The organism is Mesorhizobium sp. B4-1-4, assembly GCF_006439395.2.
Lineage (GTDB): Bacteria > Pseudomonadota > Alphaproteobacteria > Rhizobiales > Rhizobiaceae > Mesorhizobium.
In genome coordinates, this window is record NZ_CP083950.1 from 3,052,703 (window position 1) to 3,072,500 (window position 19,798).

General features: G+C 60.7%; 19 protein-coding genes and 2 pseudogenes. 7 read left to right on the forward strand and 14 right to left on the reverse strand.

The genetic code is table 11. From position 1 onward, the window contains the following. Positions 1-282: 282 nt before the first annotated feature. Positions 283-613: pseudogene (locus FJW03_RS14705) on the forward strand (transposase); the annotation flags it as partial. Between the two features lie 92 nt (positions 614-705). Here FJW03_RS14705 and FJW03_RS14710 read toward each other — a convergent pair. Beyond that, the gene (locus tag FJW03_RS14710) at positions 706-1,524 is read right to left on the reverse strand and encodes a phytanoyl-CoA dioxygenase family protein (protein ID WP_140761658.1); all 819 of its coding nucleotides are present in this window, start codon (positions 1,522-1,524) and stop codon (positions 706-708) included. Positions 1,525-1,609: 85 nt separating this feature from the next. Here FJW03_RS14710 and FJW03_RS14715 point away from each other — a divergent pair, with 85 nt between their 5' ends. Continuing rightward, a complete protein-coding gene (locus FJW03_RS14715) occupies positions 1,610-2,509 on the forward strand; it encodes a LysR family transcriptional regulator (RefSeq protein ID WP_140761661.1) in 900 nt (299 codons plus the stop codon). A gap of 54 nt (positions 2,510-2,563) precedes the next feature. Here the strand turns inward: FJW03_RS14715 and FJW03_RS14720 are convergent, their stop codons facing one another. The 3 genes from FJW03_RS14720 to hutC all read right to left on the reverse strand — a co-directional run bounded on the left by FJW03_RS14720 (position 2,564) and on the right by hutC (position 6,098). Continuing rightward, positions 2,564-3,925 (reverse strand): FAD-binding oxidoreductase, encoded by a 1,362-nt coding sequence (locus tag FJW03_RS14720; RefSeq protein ID WP_226890672.1) that lies wholly within the window; start codon positions 3,923-3,925, stop codon positions 2,564-2,566. 203 nt (positions 3,926-4,128) lie between these two features. Continuing rightward, the gene (gene hisC, locus FJW03_RS14725) at positions 4,129-5,250 is read right to left on the reverse strand and encodes a histidinol-phosphate transaminase (RefSeq protein WP_140761667.1); all 1,122 of its coding nucleotides are present in this window, start codon (positions 5,248-5,250) and stop codon (positions 4,129-4,131) included. Between the two features lie 86 nt (positions 5,251-5,336). Continuing rightward, a complete protein-coding gene (hutC, locus tag FJW03_RS14730) occupies positions 5,337-6,098 on the reverse strand; it encodes a histidine utilization repressor (RefSeq protein ID WP_140610897.1) in 762 nt (253 codons plus the stop codon). Positions 6,099-6,600: 502 nt separating this feature from the next. Here hutC and FJW03_RS14735 point away from each other — a divergent pair. The 3 genes from FJW03_RS14735 to FJW03_RS14745 are packed head-to-tail and all read left to right on the forward strand — an operon-like array spanning position 6,601 to position 9,149. After that, positions 6,601-7,359, forward strand: coding sequence for an ABC transporter substrate-binding protein (locus tag FJW03_RS14735; protein ID WP_181173184.1), 759 nt, complete (start codon positions 6,601-6,603; stop codon positions 7,357-7,359). Between the two features lie 36 nt (positions 7,360-7,395). Then, positions 7,396-8,364 (forward strand): amino acid ABC transporter permease, encoded by a 969-nt coding sequence (locus FJW03_RS14740; protein WP_140761673.1) that lies wholly within the window; start codon positions 7,396-7,398, stop codon positions 8,362-8,364. Continuing rightward, positions 8,361-9,149, forward strand: coding sequence for an amino acid ABC transporter ATP-binding protein (locus tag FJW03_RS14745; RefSeq protein ID WP_281407076.1), 789 nt, complete (start codon positions 8,361-8,363; stop codon positions 9,147-9,149). The genes FJW03_RS14740 and FJW03_RS14745 overlap by 4 nt, the downstream gene beginning before the upstream one ends. Positions 9,150-9,492: 343 nt before the next feature. Here FJW03_RS14745 and FJW03_RS30360 read toward each other — a convergent pair. After that, positions 9,493-9,705 (reverse strand): annotated as a pseudogene (locus FJW03_RS30360) (hypothetical protein); the annotation flags it as partial. Positions 9,706-9,749: 44 nt separating this feature from the next. On the opposite strand from FJW03_RS30360, the gene FJW03_RS14755 reads away from it, so the two are divergent. Further along, positions 9,750-11,225 carry an inorganic triphosphatase gene (locus FJW03_RS14755; protein ID WP_319022915.1) on the forward strand — a complete coding sequence of 492 codons (1,476 nt, stop codon included), beginning with the start codon at positions 9,750-9,752 and terminating at the stop codon, positions 11,223-11,225. 593 nt (positions 11,226-11,818) lie between these two features. After that, complete coding sequence (locus FJW03_RS14760; RefSeq protein WP_140761676.1) at positions 11,819-12,001, forward strand: hypothetical protein; 183 nt, start codon at positions 11,819-11,821, stop codon at positions 11,999-12,001. 437 nt (positions 12,002-12,438) lie between these two features. On the opposite strand, the gene FJW03_RS14765 is transcribed toward FJW03_RS14760, so the two are convergent. The 9 genes from FJW03_RS14765 to FJW03_RS14805 all read right to left on the reverse strand — a co-directional run bounded on the left by FJW03_RS14765 (position 12,439) and on the right by FJW03_RS14805 (position 19,717). Beyond that, positions 12,439-12,681, reverse strand: coding sequence for a MurR/RpiR family transcriptional regulator (locus FJW03_RS14765; RefSeq protein ID WP_140761679.1), 243 nt, complete (start codon positions 12,679-12,681; stop codon positions 12,439-12,441). Between the two features lie 94 nt (positions 12,682-12,775). Next, the gene (locus FJW03_RS14770; RefSeq protein ID WP_226890673.1) at positions 12,776-13,555 is read right to left on the reverse strand and encodes a 3-methyl-2-oxobutanoate hydroxymethyltransferase; all 780 of its coding nucleotides are present in this window, start codon (positions 13,553-13,555) and stop codon (positions 12,776-12,778) included. 57 nt (positions 13,556-13,612) lie between these two features. Beyond that, entirely contained in the window at positions 13,613-14,404 is a 792-nt protein-coding gene (locus FJW03_RS14775; protein WP_140761682.1) for a TIM barrel protein, read from the reverse strand. A 6-nt stretch (positions 14,405-14,410) separates the two neighbouring features. Further along, a complete protein-coding gene (locus FJW03_RS14780; RefSeq protein ID WP_140610892.1) occupies positions 14,411-14,719 on the reverse strand; it encodes a MocE family 2Fe-2S type ferredoxin in 309 nt (102 codons plus the stop codon). A gap of 11 nt (positions 14,720-14,730) precedes the next feature. Further along, positions 14,731-15,690: a sugar phosphate isomerase/epimerase family protein gene (locus FJW03_RS14785; protein ID WP_140761685.1), complete on the reverse strand. Its 960-nt coding sequence runs from the start codon at positions 15,688-15,690 to the stop codon at positions 14,731-14,733. Next, entirely contained in the window at positions 15,687-16,691 is a 1,005-nt protein-coding gene (locus FJW03_RS14790) for a Gfo/Idh/MocA family oxidoreductase (protein WP_140761861.1), read from the reverse strand. The genes FJW03_RS14785 and FJW03_RS14790 overlap by 4 nt, the downstream gene beginning before the upstream one ends. Before the next feature lie 89 nt (positions 16,692-16,780). Beyond that, positions 16,781-17,626 carry an ATP-binding cassette domain-containing protein gene (locus tag FJW03_RS14795; protein ID WP_140761688.1) on the reverse strand — a complete coding sequence of 282 codons (846 nt, stop codon included), beginning with the start codon at positions 17,624-17,626 and terminating at the stop codon, positions 16,781-16,783. Between the two features lie 127 nt (positions 17,627-17,753). Beyond that, positions 17,754-18,773, reverse strand: a complete 1,020-nt coding sequence (locus FJW03_RS14800; protein WP_140761864.1) for an ABC transporter permease — start codon at positions 18,771-18,773, stop codon at positions 17,754-17,756. Then, positions 18,773-19,717 carry an ABC transporter permease gene (locus tag FJW03_RS14805; protein WP_226890695.1) on the reverse strand — a complete coding sequence of 315 codons (945 nt, stop codon included), beginning with the start codon at positions 19,715-19,717 and terminating at the stop codon, positions 18,773-18,775. Before FJW03_RS14805 ends, FJW03_RS14800 begins: the two co-directional genes overlap by 1 nt. Between the last annotated feature and the right edge of the window lie 81 nt (positions 19,718-19,798).

Consider the following 19,798-nt stretch of genomic DNA (forward strand, 5'->3'; position numbering starts at 1 on the left):
TGATAAAGCTGGGTATCCGACATTAACCCACCCCAGATCCTGCGCGAACTCATCGGCAAGACCAAGGTACTTACAAAGCGGTCCTTCGGCGTCGACCTGATAGGCGACTTCGTCACCGACGATCACATACTGGGTTTTATCGATATTGGCGTCGACTACCACGTACCTTGATCGTCGGGTCTTGGCCGCAACCAGATCTCAAGCGTCGGTCGCGAACGATGTCTGATTTCAGACGACGACGAGGCTGACTCCAACGGCCGACAAGCAGGCGCAAAGCTTTGGCGAACCGCTTCGCATCCAGACGATCCGCCACCCGGACGAGGCCGAAAAGGTCAGCCGAATACTCAGAAAACGCCAGTCATGGCGATGGTGCAACGGCCGGGTGACGAAACGCCGGGCGCTCCGACCGGCGATGCACGCCGCCTCGTGACCGGCCTTTCGCTCCGCGGTGCGGAGCGCGCGATCGAAACGCAGATTACGCCCCAATGCCCGCTCGAGAGCGATGGCGAACGCGTTCATGGCCATTGGTGAGAGCTTCGCCGGGCATGAGACCGTGAAGCACTCCAGCGGCGAATATGTTCGCGATGCGGTTCACGTCATTTCGGTGGGCGGTGGTCAGAGGGCTCACGCTGCTTGAGGGGTCAGGCAGGCGATTGTGACGCCGTGGGGTTTGACGACGCTCGGTCGACCATCTTCCATGGCTGATCAGCCGACGTCGCGCACGGCTTCGCGGCGGAAGATCGTCGGGAACCAATCCTCGCGCAGCTTCTCGCCTGCCGACATGCCATGGCCGGGATAGGGAGGCGAGGTACGCCCGGGTCGCTGGACATAGCGGGCGTCGTCGCCCACGAGCCGCAGGGAGAAGGCCCTCCGGCGTGTTGCCGCTTCGTTGCCGCGGGCGCCATGAAGGGTCATATAGTTGAAGGCGACGGCATCGCCCGGCTCCATTTCCCATTCGCGGATGTCCATGCCCTCGGCATCGGGATCGGGGACTGGGATATAGGTGTCGCTATCGGCGTAGAAATTCTCTTCCGAGAGCCAGCGCGTCGGCAATACCGGTTTGGGCCAACGATGCGAGCCAGCGACGCAGCGCAGCGAGGCCTCGCGCACCGGATCCAGCGGCGACCAGAAGCTGACCGTCTGCATCCCCTCGACGAAGTAGTAGGGCCCATCCTGGTGCCAGGGCGTTGGCTTTGATGTGCCGGGCTCCTTGACAAGGACATGATCGTGGAAAAGCTGGACCGAATCCGACCTCATCAGTTCCGCGGCCACCTCGCCGGCCGCCGAGTGACGGATCACCTTCTCGAATTCGGGAATGCGGTCCCAATTGCAGTAATCGTCGAAGAAGCGGCCTGCTTCGCCAGGCTTGAGGTTTTCGGCGCCGTATTGGCTGGGCTCCGCCATGTTGCGGGCGACGCCTGCACGCAGCACTTCGACGTGGTCCTTGAACAGCCCGCGCACGAGCACGACGCCGTCGCGCTGATAGGCCTCGATCTGTTCCTGTGCGACGAGTGGATGTGTCATTGCTTTCTCCCGATTTGATGGTTCGAGCAAACACGCACCCATTCATAGTTGCAAATAATAAGTATTGCAATATGCTCTTAGGCCCATGCTATATCTTACCCTTCGCCAGTTCGAATATGTCTCGGCCGTGGGCCGTTTCGGCAGCCTCTCCGGTGCGGCCGCGCAGCTCAACGTTTCGCAACCCTCACTTTCGGTCGCCATCACCCAGGTCGAGCGGCGTCTTGGGCGCAAGCTTTTTATCCGACGCAGGGGGGCCCCGGTCGAGTTGACCGATTTTGGTCGGGATTATCTCGCCAAGGTCGAGGACATCCTCTCGCAAGCCCGCCAGTTGGACGATCCTGCCCGCACCCGGCATGCGACTGTCGGCCGCCTGACCTTGGGCCTATTCGAGGATCTGGCGCCGCTTCACATCGGCCGCCTGCTCGATGCCGTGCGCAGCAAGCTTCCAGGAGCGGAGATTCGCTATCGTATCGCCGATTTCGAGACGCTCGCCCGCGACATGCTGCAGTCGCGCATCGACATCGCCGTGACGTTCGACCTCGGTCTCGACGCAAGTTTCCTGCGCCGACCGCTCACATCCGTCCAACCCCACGCCCTCATGCGGATCGATGATCCCTTGGCTGACTTGCGGGAAGTCAGTCTCAAGGACCTCAGCCAACGCGCTTTGATCCTCTTCGAAGAAGGGCTGTCGGTTCGGCACGTCCTGGGCCTCTTCAGACGGATCGGTGCGGAGCCGATCGTCCATCACAGAGTGCGGGCGCTAGAGGTCATGCGCAGCCTGGCCGCTCATGGCGAAGGCATTGGCATCGCCTATTCGGGACCCCTGGGCGGATCCGCTTATGACGGAGAGCCGCTTGCCAGCGTTCCGATTACCGAGGATTTCGCCTGGGAGCCAATCATTCTCGCTCGCTCGCTCGACGGGGCGAAGAGCGCGATCGTGCATCCGGCTTCGCAAGCCATCGTTGACGCGTTTGACCATGCATGAGCAGGCCCTGCCCAATGCCTTCTATCGTCGCTGCCGTGATGAGGTCGCCAAGCGTCAGCTTGTCTTCTCAGATCGTTCGGGCAAGATCTTTCCCGGGTTCATGATGTTCTTCGGATCGATCGCAGCCTTGATGGCCGCCATCACGTCCAGCGCCGGGCCCATCTCGCGCTCCATGTAGGAGCGTTTGCCCTGCCCCACGCCGTGCTCGCCCGTACAGGTTCCTTCCATGGAAAGAGCGAGCTCGTTCAACCAGCCGATATAGGATTTGGCGGCGGCCCTCTCTGCCGGGTTCTGCGGATCGATGAGGATCAAATTGTGGAAATTGCCGTCACCGACATGGCCGGCAATCGGGGCAAGCAACCCCAGCGATTGCGCCCTCTCCGTCGCCGCGCCGATGCATTCGGCCAATCGCGAGATCGGCACGCATACATCGGTGCTGATACCTTTGGCGCCGGGCCGTAGACCCAGGACCGCCCAGAACAGGTCATGGCGCGCCTTCCACAGCCGCGTCCGTTCTTGCGGATCGGTCGTCCAGTCCAGAGCGGTGGCGCCGAACTCACGCGCGACCTCGCCAAAACGCACCGATAATTCGGCGACAGTGTCAGGTGTGCCGTGGAACTCGGCCAGCAACAATGGCATCTCCGGAAGGCTCAACTGCGAGTAGGCGTTGACCGCTTTGACCGTGGCTGCGTCCAACAGTTCGATCCGTGCAAAGGGGAGGCCGAATTGGAGTCCGCCGATGACGGCGTTGCTCGCATCTTCGACGGTTGGGAAGGAGCAGCGAGCCGCCGACACCGCCTCCGGAATGCCGCGTAACCGAATCGTCAGCTCCGTGATGATGCCGAGCGTGCCTTCGGAACCGACCAGCAGCCTCGTCAGATCGTAGCCTGCCGCACTCTTGCGCGCCCTGTGGCCGGTGCGGATCACCCGGCCGTTCGGCATCACGGCCTGAAGCGACAGGACCGCGTCCTTCATCGTCCCATAGAGCACGGCTGTCGTACCCGAAGCACGGGTGGCGGCCATGCCGCCTAACGTTGCATCGGCACCAGGGTCTAGTGGGAAGAAAAGGCCAGTATCGCGCAGATAGTCGTTGAGGCGGCTGCGTGTCACGCCTGGCTGGACGACGCAGTCCATGTCTTCGGCATTGACCGAAAGAATGCGGTCCATCCGCGTCAGGTCGACGGAAATACCGCCGCTTGGTGCATTGACCTGACCTTCGAGCGAACTGCCCGCACCGAAGGGAATGATGGGCACGCCGGCGCCGCCACAAAGCGTGACGATATCCGCCACCTCCTCGGTGCTCTCGGCAAAGACCACGCCATCCGGGGGCTGGTTCTCGATCCAGGTGGCCGTGGAACCGTGTTGAGCACAGATGGCCGTACCGGTCTGGAAACGATCCGCAAACCGGTCGCGCATGGTTTGCTCGAACGCGTTGGGAAGGGTGGTTTGTCTCGACATGGCGCTCAACTGATTGTTAGTCCGCAGCCTGCTGGAAGGCTCTGGAATGGATCGAGGGACCACGGTTTGCGGCCGTGAAAAAATATCCTGTCGGGGTCATGATGGGCGACAAGGTAGCCGACCCGCGGGCGCCGGTGGATGGCTGTCCCGCGCCGCCTGCCTCATCTCGACATCCACGCCGCCGCCGCTGTGAGCAGGGCCTGGGTATCTGCGGCCGTGCCCGTTGTGACACGCACCCCCTCGCCATGAAAACAGCGCACCGCTATGCCGGCCGCATGCAAGTGAAGGGTCAGCGCCCCCGCCTCCTCGCCGACCGCCAGCCATACAAAATTGGCTTTCGAGAGCGCAACCTGGAACCCAAGAGCTGCGAGCCCTTCAGACATGCGCCGTCTCTGCTCAACGCTGGCCGTTATTCGCGCCGTGACCACGTCCCCCTCGGCAAGCGCGGCAAGTGCCGCCGCCTGCGCGGTCATCGGCAACGGAAAGGGCGGCGCAACCGTGTTCGCCGCGGCAACGATACTGCGATCCGCGAGGCAGTAGCCGACCCGCATGCCGGCAAGCCCCCAAGCCTTGGAAAAGGTGCGCAGCACGACCAGGTTTCGATGTCGGGAAAGACGTCGCGCGGGAGAGGATGCAATCATGCCCGCCTCGTCGGCATAGTCGGCATAAGCCTCATCGAGGATAACGAGCGTTTGCGCGGGTATGGCGTCCAGCAAAGCCTCCAATTCAGCCGGCCCAAGCATGGTGCCGGTCGGATTGTTGGGATTGCAGATGATCACCACTCGCGCCTGGGACCTGCAGGCGTGGAGGATCGCTGCCATGTCTAACCGATGGTCGCTGTCCAGCGGCACTTCGAGGAGGCGCGCCCCCGCGCCGCCGACAATGATCGGATAAGCCTCGTAGGAGCGCCAGGCGGTGATGACCCTGTCGCCAGGGTCGCAAAATGCTCGGACGAGTTGGTCCAGCATGGTGACCGAGCCCGCGGATACCGCAATCATGTCGGAGGGCAAGCCATGCCGGCTTGCCAACGCTTCCACCAGCATTTCGCCACGCAGGTCCGGATAGCGGTGTGCACCCGCCATTGCCCTTGCCACGGCGGCCTGAATGGCGGCGCTGGGTGGGTCCGGCGCCTCATTGGAGCCGAGCCTGTGCGCAAAAACGACGCCCTGCCCCGCCCGCCCCCGACCGTAGCTCGGCAATCCCGCCAGCCGGCCGCTAGGCCTGGGGGCATCAGATCCCTGATCGCCGACGGCAAAGATTGGCTCCCACATAACGACATCCATTGCACATAGTTGTATAGGTGACTTAGATATCTTTCACTTGCCCTGCAACTGCCAAGACGGGTGAGCGTCGCCTCCGAGAGCACTAACTAGCGACCAAAGGACATGCGCGCGGCAAGACTGAAGCGAGAGCCCGGATGCAGGAAGCGTGCGCTGGATGCAATCATACCGCGCGACCATGTGCGGCGGCGCAGCAGAAGCAGGGGCTCTCCCTGCTTCATTTCGAGCAACTCACAGTTGAACTCGTCAACCAGGACGGCCTGGATGATATGCTCGACCTCCTCCAGGGGAGCAACGGCCATCAGATGGACATAGGGCGTTATTTTTGTGAAGTCTTGCTCCAGATAGTCAGGAGAAAACTGCGGGTTTACGTATCTGTCTTCAATCTGCAGCGGCCTTCCATTCTCTCTATGAACCAACAGCGAATGGAATACCGTGGTGCCTGGCACCACATTCAGTTCCGTCGCGATATTAAGGTCGCTATCGACCTCCTCCATCTTGATGACATCAGTCGTATGGCGATTGCCGCGCGCTTCGATCTCGGACTGAATGTTGCGCAATTCCATGAGCGTGGATTGACCCTGGCGGGCGGCGACGAAAGTGCCGGCACCCTGTCGGCGCACAAGAATGCCTTCGGCGGAGAGATCCCGCATGGCAATATGGATTGTCATGCGGGAGGCGCCCAACTGCTCTGAAAGACGCGATTCAGACGGGATTCGATAGCCTTCCTGCCATTCCCCCGAATTAACCTTCTCCAAAACATGGTTGCGCACCCGCTGCCCCAGCGAAACTCCGATCTCGCCATTGCCGTGGGTCAATTCCTTCTCGGTCCTAGTCGTCGTCTTGCTCATGTCGCCACTTGCCGATGCGTTTGAGATCGAATGTGTCCACATATTAGTACAAGTTGGTCATCTGTGTCAGAATAAAACTGGCGTCTCGCTACGATCGCGCTTGACAAGGCTGATTCTGGAAAGTTGTATATATTGCTATAGGTGTCTTGCCTCTGACGTGCGGCCGGAGTGAAGGATTCGATGGAAAGATCGATAGGCAAACTTTGTCTTCGCCTGCGGCACAAGGGCAAACGCCTGGAACCAGAGAGCTTGAGGCCGGGAACATCGTGCGCCTACCGAAGAGTGAGGCGTTAGCGACGGTCAGCCGCCTTCACCGGTCAAAAACTGCGAGCTTCAAGACGGCATCAACAGGGGAGATAAACGCATGCGCAATGAACATTCTAGTCGGGCTCGGTTCGCCTCGAGCATCGCGGCGGCTTTGTTTTTGGCTGGATCGATACTTGCGGGCCCGGCTCACGCCGAAAGCGCTATCTCAACCAAAATGGATCCGAAGCTCAACGCCATGCTCCCGGCCAAGCTGAAAGACGCCGGAATGATCAGGGTCGCCAGCAACGTCGAATATCCACCATTCGAATATTACGACACGGACAACACCACCATCATCGGTCTCGACAAGGATCTGGCGGAAGCAATCGGCCAGAAGCTCGGGGTCAAGCTGGAATTCGAGAATATGAGCTTCGACGCCATTATTCCCGCGCTTGCGGCTAAGCGCTACGACATGGCGATGTCGGCGATGACCGACACCGACGAACGTCGCAACAAGGTCGATTTCGTCGACTATTTCACCTCCGGCGGAGGCTTCCTGGTCAAGAAGGGCAATCCCAAGAACGTCCACAGCCTCGCCGATATCTGCGGCGTCACCGCCGCCATCGACAAGGGCACCACGGAAATCGAGGATGCCAAGAAGGCTTCCGAGGATTGCGTGAAGGCCGGCAAGGCGGAAGTCAACGCCAAGGTCCTGCCCGGCACCAGCAAGATCGTCCTGGCGTTGCAGTCGGGCCGGGCCGATGTTGCCATGATAGACACCTCCGCGGGCGCCTATATTTCGCAACAGCACAAGGGCGCCTTCGAGGTGCCAGGCACTTCCTATGCGCCGCGACCCTACGGGCTGGTGCTGCCGAAGGACTCCGACGAGCTGACCAAGGTATTGCAGGCCACCGTGCAGGCGCTGATCGATGAAGGCACCTACGGCAAGATCCTGGCGAAATGGGGCCAGGAGGTCGGCGCCATCAAGCAGGCCACGATAAACGACGGCAAGTAAGGGGCCACCCGGCAGCCAAAATCCTGGGAGTTCGCCATGTCCATCAAGGAGACCGGTTCTACGGAAATGAGCGGCGATCCCACGATCGACCTGGTAATCAGGCCGGCCCGGCACCCATGGCGCTGGGTGGCCGTCGCCTTCGTAGCGCTGCTTGCGGCCATGACGGTGCACACGTTCTTCACCAATCCCCGCTTCGAATGGTCCGTGGTGGGGCAATACTTTACCTCCGACACGATCCTGCTGGGAGTGCGGCGCACGCTCGAGCTCACGGCCATCGCCATGGTGATGGGCGTCGTGCTCGGCGTGATGCTCGCCGTCATGCGGCTATCCCCCAACCCGGTCCTGTCGGGCTCCTCATGGCTGTTCGTGTGGTTCTTCCGTGGCTCGCCGCTGCTGGTGCAACTACTGTTGTGGTACAACCTCTCGGCGCTGTTTCCGAACATTTCGCTCGGCATTCCTTTCTTCGGTCCGGACTTCGTCCAGCTTGATGCCAACGCGCTCATCACCCCCTATATCGCGGCCATCCTTGGCCTCGGCTTGAACGAGGCCGCCTACAGCGCCGAGATCATCCGGGCGGGCATCATCTCCATCGACCATGGCCAGACTGAAGCGGCCCAGTCGATCGGCATGTCGCGTTGGCGGCTCTTGCGGCGTGTTGTGCTGCCGCAGGCGATGCGCGTCATCATCCCGCCGCTCGGCAACGACACCATCAACATGCTCAAGATGTCGGCGCTGGTCAGCATCATCGCCGTGCCGGAACTGCTCTTCGCGGCGCAGACAATCTATACGCGCACGTTCGAGACGATCCCCCTGCTGATGGTCGCGGTGATCTGGTACCTGATCATCGTCTCGGTGCTCAGCGTCATCCAATATTACATAGAGCGTCACTACGCCCGCGGCAGCAGCCGCAACCTCCCTGCCACGCCCTGGCAAAGCATCGGCTCCTTTCTCGGGCTATTACGCGCCCGTCCACTCGCGGCCAGCGAGAAAAGGAGGCCGTCATGACCTTTCAGACAAGGCCACAGAGCAAGCTGATGGTGCAGGCGACAGGGGTAAGAAAATCCTTCGGCTCTCTAGAGGTTCTCAAGGGGATAAACCTGTCCGTTTCGAACGGTCAAGTGACATGTCTGCTCGGTCAGTCCGGTTCGGGTAAAAGCACCTTTCTGCGTTGCATCAACCACCTCGAGCGTATCGACCATGGCCGCATCCGAGTGGACGGCGAACTGATCGGCTATAGGGAGCACAATGGCTACCTGCAGGAAATGCACGAGCATGAGATAGTGCGCCAACGCATCCACATCGGCATGGTGTTTCAGCACTTCAACCTGTTCCCGCACATGACCGTTCTCCAAAACATCATGGAGGGACCAGTCGGAGTGAAGCGGCAAGCACGCGAGGAAGTGAAAGAACATGCGCATGCCATCCTGAAGCGGGTCGGTCTCGTTGAAAAGGTCAACGCTTATCCCCGCCAGCTTTCGGGCGGCCAGCAGCAACGCGTGGCGATCGCGCGCGCCCTCGCCATGCAGCCCAAACTCATCCTCTTCGACGAGCCGACCAGCGCACTAGACCCGGAACTGGTATCGGACGTGCTCGATGTGATGCGCGATCTGGCGGAGAGCGGCATGACGATGATCGTGGTGACCCACGAGATCGGCTTTGCTCGCGAGGTGGCTGATCGCATCGTCTTCATGGCGGGCGGCGAGATCATCGAGGAAGGAAAGCCAGCGGACGTGCTCGGCAACCCTTCTCATCCTCAGACGCAATCCTTTCTCGCCAAGGTGCTTGCTTAGGTAGAGGCTTGTTGCAGACCTTTGAGCAATTCACTCCGACACCGACCGTGGCACTCAGGATGGTGAGATAGCCATATCGGGCTTCGCCACATAATCGGCTTCGAAACACAGAAACTTCTTCAGGCGATAAGGTTGCTTCGGCCGTTTTGTTAGGATGTCATGATGGCGCATATGGCGCACGAGCTCGTCCATAAATACGATATTCAAGTGGACGAGGCGCGTCGCGGGTCGTTGACAGTCCGCCCGGCCGGGCCAGCACCATGGTCTGACGGCGAGATTCCGACTGGCTGCAAACAGGCGTCCCCACAGCTTGCGTCCAGGCAAAGAACAGGAGCAGGAGAGGAATCGCGCAGGTCGAGAATCTTGGTCACAAGTGCCTTTTGCCGATCCCAGCGTGCTTGCGCTGCCGCAAGATGGTCTCGGTTTCCGCCAGCCCGGCTTCCACGCGGGTCTGTCTGTCGGCCACTTCGATGCCGATCGCTGCCTCGCGGCCAATGATGTCGTTCTCCACCTTGAACGCCTGGCGGCGGCGCAGGATGTCCTCGACCTCGACCGGCTTGAGATCCGGACGCAGCTGGTCCAGTTGTTTGTGACAGGTTTATGACGCACTATGCGAAGCGACGCTGCGCCGAGGACACTATGCAGGAAACGGAACTGAAGCTCGAGCTTTCGCGGTCGGGAGCGGGATCGCTCCTCAAGAAAAATCCGTTCGGAGCCTCGCCCACCATTCTCCAGCAAAGATCGATCTATTTCGACACCCCGGGACGGGACCTGTCCAAGCGCGGCCTGTCGCTTCGCATTCGCAAATCGGGAAATGAACGGATACAAACCGTCAAGGCCAGCAATGACGCCGCGGCCGGATCGTTCGCACGCGAGGAATGGGAGCGGCCGGTCGCCGACGATATTCCGGTGCTTGACGATCCGCAGATCCGAGGCCTGCTTGCGGAGGCTGGCCCAAGGCTGGCGCCCTTGTTCGAGGTTCATGTCAAACGGCATCGTTGGAATGTGACGGACAGCGGCGCCACAGTCGAAGTCGCCTTGGATCTTGGCAAGGTCGTTGCAGCCGATCGCGAGGCGCCGGTCTGCGAGATCGAGTTGGAAAAGAAGGTGGGCTCGCCGAAGGCGCTGTTTGCGCTCGCCCGGAAAGTCGACCTGATCACGCCGGCGCATCTCGGGGTGCTGAGCAAAGCAGAACGGGGTTATCGTCTGCTTGACTCGGCGCCGGGTGCTGTGAAATCGGCGGCGACCCCGCTCTCGTCCGAGATGAGCGCGGCAACGGCTTTCGCGCGTATCGCCGCAGCCTGTCTCAGACAGTTTCGTCTGAATGAAACGGCGCTGGGCTGGTCCCACGATGCAGAGGCCCTGCACCAGGCTCGTGTGTCGCTGCGACGGCTGCGATCTCTGTTTTCGATCTGCAAGTCCCTGTTCGACGACAGCCGCTTCGACCACCTGCGAGAAGAATTTAAATGGCTTACCTCGGAACTTGGCGATGCGCGCAATATTGACGTGATGATCGACCGCGCTTCGAGCGAGGCTCTTTCAAGCCGTCTTCAAGATGCGCGCGACGACGCCTATGTGGCGGTCGAAGCATCGCTCTCCTCGGTGCGCGCCCGCTCGTTGATGATCGATGCCATCGAGTGGATCTCCATCAGAGACTGGCGAACCCAATCTGACGAGCAGTCGTTAAGCGATTTTGCCTCGAGTGTATTTGATAAATTTTGGAAAAAGGTGGCGAAGGGCGGCAACAACCTCATTGATGCCGATGACGAGACCCGCCACAAAGTGCGCATTGCCGCAAAGAAACTGCGCTACGCGGCGGAGTTCTTTGAACCGCTTTACAACAGCAAGGCGGAAGTCAAACGCCATCGACGATTCATCGAGGCGATGAAGAGCCTGCAGGATCAGCTCGGCAGCCTCAACGATATTGCCACCGCCCCCGATTTGCTGGCAGCGCTGGAGCTTTCGGACGTAGCCGGTGCGAAGGATCTCTTCAGCGCCGAGGAGAAATCCAAGCTTCTCAAGGACGCCGCGGAAGCACACGATACCTTTGTCAACACCAGGCGCTTCTGGCGTTGAGGCAGCATGCAGAGCGACGAAGGTGCAGCACCGGCTAGCCGGACAACATGCTAGTTAGCGGATGTCGGCCAACCCATATCCTTCGTATGACCTCGTATGGTCCGGCGAACCTATGAGCGAAGCAGCTAGGGTTCGGACTGGTAACGAAAGCGACCGTCGCGCCGCCTAGCACCGCGCCTAAGGCACTGCGCTCGACAACATTAGAACGATGCCGACCGCTATCATTAGCAGGCCTGGCCAGTTGCGCGAAAAGCCGAGAAACCCGAACCCACGCCGTCGCGGCTCGAGAGTTGGGCCAGGCGTTGCCAGCCTTGAGGCCGACCGGTCGGCTGGAGTGCCGAGCGGTGCCAAATTGCTGAGCCGACCGTATGAGAGTGCCGCGCCTGCCATGTAGACAATGCCAGCGACGATGAGTAGCGCACCGATGAGAATGACAGTCAATTTTCATCCTCCTCTGTTTAGCTTTCCAAGCCTGGCCCGCATATGAATGAAAACGGTCGTGACGGCTGTCAGTTCCGGCAGGAGCGCCTTATCGGCTTGGACGTGTCGCCTGAATCGAACGGAACGGGCCCGGTGAACGCCGGAGGTCTGCCGTGGGGAAGAAAGCTAGGCTGATCATTGAAGCCATGTCGGAGGAACCATTGGCCGAGGCGGATTACTACGCCAGAAAGTGCGGCATCCCTCTTGAAGACGCGTTGCGGATCGTTGAAAGTGCCTACAGTTCCAAGCCTGACAAGAGCAAGAAACCAAAGCACGGCAAGCGCAGCAGGCACTGATCAGGGCCGGCCGTCCTTTTGGGCAATCAGTAGTGCGCGAAGCACCTGCGAAGCAGTTGTTACCGCTGTGCCCCAAGAAGCAGCCGACCAATGATCGGTCACAGCCTCAAGGAGCGGACGCCAGCCCTGACCCGTTCGTGTCATCTGCGATCAGGCAAGTCCGTCCCTATCCGCAGACGCTCCACATAGGCTCGGTAGGCAAAGCTGCGGTCACGCTTCTTGCCGGTCGTTTCGACGAGATGCCAGCTTCAGCCAGCACTTCGATCGCGCGGGTTGCCGTTGACCTACTTGCATCAATCATCTTCGCCGCCCCGCGTCTCTCACAATGCTGCTTTCAGTGCCAGAAATTTCGAACATGAACCTGTTTTCCGTAAAATGTCCGATTTCCGGCTCATTTCAGATCAAAGCGCATATCTAAACTGAATCCAGTCGCTTTGTTAGCTGGGTTTCCGCTGCGCCTTCCGATCAAGAATATGATTGCGAAAGCAGTTCTGCATTTCTTTGAAGGACCTGAAGCCAAGGCGCGGAACGAGGCGAGACAGTGTTGTCGTTGAGACGTTGCACCGGCGTGCGATCGAGGCCGACTTCTCGAAGGCGACGTAGTCCGGCTCTGCAAACATCATGCGGGCGACAGTTTCCAATTTCGTCGGAAGGATGAGCTCCCGCTTGGCAATCAGCATTTTGAGTTCATCGAGCGTTGGCGCCCTGGTGTTGCGAACCACGACTTGTCCGGCATCCGCTCGTGATGAAATGGGTAGCTCCAAAGGCATTGTTTCACCGTTCTGCTGCTTGCATGAAGCTGTCGAACTCGGCATCCCCAATCGAAACGGTATGTTCGTAACCGGGGTACCGGCCGGAATCGACGTCGGCCTTGTATTCCCTGAAGGCCGCAACGCGCTCGTCCTGGATCTTTTGCAGCTCCGGGCTGAGGTTTCGGTATACCTTTCCGTGCCGCGGCTTGTGGTTCTTGCCGTAGCCGCAGACATCTTCGGTGAACAGATACTGCGCATCCGCATATCTGCCGGCACCCATACCGAGCATGACCAGAGATGAGTTTTCGGTCAGGAATTTCGCAACGCGGTCGGGCACGACTTCCAACTCCGCCCCGAAGACGCCGATCTCCTCCAGTCTCTTCGTATGTCGCCAGAGGCGGAGCGCTTCGTCCGCCGTCTTGCCGACCGCTCGCCAACCCGTCCAGGTGATATAGGAAGGAATCAGGCCGATATGGCCGACGACAGGGAGGTGGTTGTCGCAAAGCGCCTTCTGGATATCGTAGGACGCGGCACAGTAGAAGGCGTCGCCTCCGATGCCGGCAAAGTGGAAGGCCGCACGCAGATAGTCCTCCGCCGTCGCGAGCGGACGGCCGGCAAAACTGCCCCAGCCGCCATAAGGCAGACCGACCTGCACGAAACAGTTGCCGGCTGCATCCCGCATTTCCTGATCGAAATACCGGCCTTCGATCGAAAGCATGTGAATGCCCGCTGCCGCTGCTGCCGCGGCTTCGTCGGGCGTGCTGACGAAGAGCATGGAGATCTTCTTTCCATTCCGCTTCATCTTTCGGATGTCCTCGGCATGAGGACGGTTGTGATACATGCCCATGGTCAGCCTCCCCTATAGTTCATCGCTCACCGTGAACGCCCGCCGGAAAGCGTCCAGCGCCGCCTCGGGATCGTGTTGGGCAAACGCTTCCAGACCCACTGGCCCGCGGTACCCCATGTCGAACAGGGCTCTTGCGATGTAGGGCCAGTTCATCTCGCCCGTTCCCGGCTCGCAACGACCCGGGTTGTCGGCCACCTGCACCTCGCCGATGAACGGCAGGCACTTCTCGCACCAGCGCACGACATCGCCTTCGCCGATCTGCGTGTGATAGAGGTCGAGATTGATCCCCAGTTGGGGTCTGTTGATCGACGACACCAATGCCAGCACCGATGCCGTCGAGCCAAACGGGCAGCCAGGGTGGTCGAGCAGGTTCAGATTTTCGAGCGTGAAGACGACACCTTCGGCCTCCGCCATGTCGCAGATGCGGTTCAACGTGTCCCGCGCCTTCAGCCACATCGGACCGGTCTCGACGTCGGTCTTGACGATGGGAATGCCACCCTCGCCGAGCCCGGTGCCGTGCAGGTTCAACCGGGCAATGCCGAGGCGCTTTCCAACCCTTGCGGTCTCGAGCGCCGATTTCAGGAGAATGTCGGCGCCCTCTTCGTCGGCGAGCCGTCCTTCGAGATAGCCGTTCATGATCGTGAAGGTTGCGCCTGTCTTCTCGAGCGCCGCGAGGTCATGGTCCGGCCAATTCCACAATCCGACGCCGAAACCCATTTCATGCAGCCGCGCGACGCGCCAAGCCATCGGACGATCGCGCCAAAGCATTTCGGCGCAGGCTGCCAGTTGGAACGGTTGGCTCATGACGGCTCAAACCTCGACCATGACGCGGCCGTTCTCGACCTTCGTCTTGTAAATCCTGAGGTTCTCGCAGGCCGGTGGCGTCTCTACCTCGCCGGTCGTGAAATCGAAAACGGAAGCGTGCTTGGGGCACTCCACCGTGTTGCCCATGACCAGGCCGTCGGCAAGGTGGATCGCCTCGTGCGTGCACAGTCCGTCAGTGCAGTAATATTCATCGGCGTCGTTGCGGAAGATTGCGAAGGCCCGGCCGCCATTGTCGAACCGCCTGGCTTCCTCGGCTTCGATGTCATCGGCGGCGCATGCGTCGACCCAGGGCATTGAGTGTCTCCTCAGATATCTTGTGGTTTGAAGTCCGCGGGGGCTGATGGCATCACGCCCTGGAGCAGCGCGACGGACTTCTCCAGCCCCTCGAGCGAATTGAGAAGTACGTCCTCGTGCTCGATGGAAAGCCAGCCGTCATAGCCAGCCATCTTGAGCCGATAGCAGAACTGCCGCCACCACTCCTGGCCATGGCCGAACCCAAGCGTGATGTAGCTCCAGGAGCGGGCCGGAATGTCCATGAGGCTGCCATTCTCAAGCAGCGAGGTCGTGGCCTGAACGGGCCGGTTGAGCATCGTATCCTTGGCGTGAACATGGTACACGGCCTCGCCCAGCGCCTCGGCGGCGGCGAGTGGGTCGGCGCCCATCCAGAACAGGTGCGAGGGGTCGAGATTGGCGCCCACGACAGGCCCGACCGCTTCTCGCAATTTCAGAAGCGAAGGCACGTTGTATACGCACTGATTGCCGTGCAGTTCGAGTGCGATGCGCTCGACACCGTTTTCCTTCGCCAGCGCCACGATCTCGGACCAGAACGGGATTAGCCTGTCTTCCCATTGATATTTGAGAATGGTCTGCGTTTCCGGCGGCCAGGAGGAGACGACCCAGTTTGGCAGGCTGTCGCTGGCGCTGCCGGCCGGCAGACCGCTCATCGTGCAGACGGTGCGGATGCCCATTTCGCCGGCGACGCGGATCGTGTCTTTCAATCCCTCGCCCTGGGACGGATCGGTCGGATGCAGCGGATTGCCGTTCGCGTTCAGGCTGATGATCTCCAGCCCGCGTTCCTCGAACGCGCCGGCGAACCGCTTCTGGGCTTCCCTGTCGCCCAGCATGGACGACAGCCGGAAATGCGGGGCGGTCGACCAGCCACAGGTGTTCACCTCGATGCCGGATACCCCCATGCGCCGGGCATGATCGAGCACGGCGTCGAACGGCAGGTTGCCGAGACTGTCTGAAACGAAACCCAGCTTCACGCGTAGAACTCCGGCTTTGCAATCATCTGGATGGGTGTGTGACGGGCCTCCTTCAGCGCCACCACGCCAGCCTCGGCAACGACGGCGGCGCAATAGCCGTCCCAGCAATCCGAGGCGATCGCGGGGAACTCGCCAGTCATCACGAAGCGAAGGAAGTCGCGGTTCTGGCGGCGATAGGCGTCGTAATAGCGGGTCCGCCAGTCTGCGTCGTAGCTTGTGCTTTGGGTGAGCGCGGACTCGGTGCGGGTGTACGCAACATTATTCGTCGCAACGGCTCCCCGCTCGCCGATCAGCTCGGCACGGACGTCATAGCCATAGGCTGCGTTGTTGTTGATCTCGATGTTGACGAGCTGGCCGTCCACCGTTTCCAGCACCATCACGACGGGCGCGACCCGCGCGTCCGAGCGTCTCGGCTGGAATGCGGAAATAGAGGCATATTCCGTCCCCAGCACGTAACGCACGACGTCGAATTCATGCGGGGCGGAATTGGTAATAGCCATCGCACCGGTGAAATCGGCTGCAGGCGTTTCAACATTGCGGTGGAAATTATGCATCATCAGCGCCCGGCCGAGGTGGCCATCATCCAGAGCCCGCTTCATCTCCTGGTAGGAACGATCGTAACGCCGCATGAAGCCGAGCTGGACGAACTTCGCCCCCGCCTTCTGTTCGGCTTCCATCACCGCGACGCAGTCAGCCGAGGCTTGTGACAGGGGCTTTTCGCACAGCACCCGCTTGCCGGCGGCGATGCAGGCCATCGCAAGCGGCGCATGCGTGAAATCGGGACTCGCAATGATGACGGCGTCGACGTCTTGCCGCGCGATGGCGTCCTTGGGGTCGGTCGCAATGTCGAAGGCCCCGCACGCATCGGCGACGCGGCGAGCGCGCTGCTCATCCATGTCGCAAACCAATTGGAGGGTTGCGCCGGGCAGTTCCTCCGCGACTATCTTGGCATGATCCGCGCCCATCAAGCCGGCGCCGATCACTGCAATACGAACTGTCATTTCTGTCCTGTTTTTTGCTTTCGAGTTTACGGGGCCGCGACAAGCGACGAGATGAAGCCGAGCCGGACTGGATAGCCTCCCGAGCAAGTCTAGTAAGCGGCTGGGACCTCCAGCACCTGCGGGGACGGCGGATGCCCCTCATGGGTCTCCATGTAACCCTCAACCTGCGCTTCGAGGTCAGCCATGGTCTCGCCGCCAGCCATCAGATCTGTGATGTCCTCGCGGGACTTTTCGCCCTTGCGGAAATCGGCGGCGATGGCGCCACGGATCAGCACTGCGAAATGATCGCCGACGGCCATGGCGTGCATGACCTGGTGAGTAATGAAGACCACCGCCAGGCCGCGCCTCTTGGCCTCGTTGACGATACGCAGCACGTGCGAGGCCTGCTTGACGCCGAGCGCAGCGGTCGGCTCGTCCAGGATCAGCACACGGGCTCCAAAATACACGGCGCGGGCAATGGCGAGCGACTGGCGCTCGCCGCCCGACAGGCCCCCAACCAAGCGGTCACCGTCATCAATGCGGGTGATGCCGAAATCCCGCACCGCTTTCACCGCGATTTCGTTGGCGCGCTTGCGGTCGTAGATCCTGAACGGTCCCCAACCTTTGGTCGGCTCGACCCCAACAAAGAAAGACCGCCCTATGCTCATCAGCGGGAACGTGCCGCCGAACTGGTGCACCGTGGCAATACCCCGCCCCTGCGCGTCACTCGGTCCGACGAAAGTTACTGGCTGACGGTCCATCAGTATCTGCCCGCTGGTGGGCTTATGGACACCAGCCAAGGTCTTGATGAGGGTCGACTTGCCGGCTCCGTTATCGCCGAGCAGACAAAGCACCTCGCCCGCACGCACCTTGAGCGAAATATCGTGCAGGACGTCGATTGGGCCGAAGGATTTGTTGACGTTCTTCAGTTCGAGAATGGCAGGTTTGTCGTTCATGGCGTGCTCAGCCCTTCATATCGCGCCCGGTGGGATTGATGCTGCCGACTAGCCAGGCTGTTCATCGAAGCCCTATCCTTGGCCAACCATGTGACCGCGGGCTTGGACTGCTCTAACAACTCATTTCTCATGGGTTTGCTGGCTCCCGCGGCAGGCTTCGCTTGCTCCGCGGCCTGAAGTACAGAGCCAGGTCACGGAACGACTGGTTCATCAGCACGGCTATCAGGAGCATCACGCCGATGATCAGGTTCGACCAGTTTCGGTCGATCTGCGTAAAGTAGATGCCCTGGCTGACAATGGCGAAGGTGATGGTGCCAACGAAAATGCCGAGGACGGACCCGAAGCCGCCGGTCAGCAGGACGCCGCCCACCACCACGGAGACAATGGCGTTGAAGATGAAGTTCATGCCGCCGGAGACTTGGGCGGAATTGAACAGGATCGCCTGGCAAATGCCAACGAACGTTGCACTGACGGCGGACAACACAAAAAGCGCAATGGTCAAGCGATCAGTCGGAATGCCAGCATTACGGGCGCTGACGCGGTCGCCGCCCATTGCAAAGAGCCAGTTGCCGTAGCGGGTTTTGTGCAGAACGAAGCCTATGATAGCGGCGAATGCTAGCCACCAGACGATGATGACTTGGTGACTGCCGCCGATCAGCTGGCCGAACAGGAATTTGGCCCAGTCCGGCGCGGTTACCGCAACGCTGGCATTGCCGGTCAGAAGTACCGACCCGCTGAGCACCACCCCTTGCATGGCGACCAGCGTGGCCAGGGTAATGATAAGCGAGGGCACGGAGGTACGTATCGTCAGCAGGCCGTTGACCAGGCCGACCGCCACGCCTATCGCCAGCGCTCCTGCTATTCCGACCGATATTGGCAGCCCGTAGTAGCCAGTGAGGATGGCAGTGGTCATCGAACCCGCCGGGATCAGTGCGCCGATGGAGATGTCGAGCTCGCCTGAGATCATCAACAGGCCGACGGGAATGGCGACAATGCCGAGATTGGCCGCGAAATTGACCCAACTCGCCGCGCCAACGAGTGTGCCCAGATTGGCGCCGCCGAACAAAACGAAGAACAGCACCACGCCGATGAGACTGAGGATCGACCCGGCTTCCGGACGCCGCAACAAGGATCTGATTGCGTCCATCATGACCGCCCTCCCTTCTTCGACGAATAGCTGAGCGCGAGTTGCCGGAAGGTGTCGTTGGTCAGCACCGCAATCAGGAGGAGCACGCCGATGATGACGCTTCCAACATTGGAGTCCAAACTCGTGAAGTAGATGCCCTGGTTCACGATCGAGAAGGTGAGAGTGCCGAACACGATGCCAACGACCGAGCCGAAGCCACCGGTGAGCAAAACGCCGCCGATGACCACGCACATGATGGAATTGAAGATGAAGGACTGGCCCGCCAGAACCTGCGCACTCTGATAGACCATCACCTCGCTGACGCCGACGAAAGCGGCGCTGAAGCCGGAGAGCATGAAAAGGCCGATGCTCAGGCGCTTGGTTGGGACGCCGACATTGCGCGCGCTCTCCTTGTCGCCGCCGAGCGCATAGATCCAGTTGCCTATCGGCGAGATGTGCAACAGCCAGAACAGGCCAACCACGAACACCACCCACCACAGGATCGTGACCTGGAACATGCCACCGAGATAATCACCGAGGATTTCCTTGGTGAACGGATCCGGCACAAGCGAGACCCCGGTGCTGCCGGCGATCTTGACGGTGAGACCCAGCGTCAGACCCATCGTGCCGAACATGGTGCCGATGGTGATTATCAGGGATGGGATGGACGTTCTCGTGACGAGCAGGCCGTTGAGGAGGCCGACGGCGAGACCGAGTCCGAGCGCGGCCGATATTCCAAGCCAGTCGGGGAGCCCATAGTGACCGGAGATGATGGCAGCGGTCAGCGATGCCGCCGGGATCACGGCGCCGACCGAGATATCTAATTCGCCAGCGATCATCAGCAACCCTATCGGCAGCGCGATGATGCCGATCTCGGAAGCGATGTTCAACCAACTCGCCGCGCCGGCTGCTGACATAAAGCCGCTTCCGCCGAACACGCCAAAGAAAAGAAGAACAGCGATCATGCCGAGAAACGAGCCCGACTCTGGTCGTCGCGCCAGGCGGCCGAGTGCCAGTCCGGACTGCGGGCGGTCAATCGCCGGCGT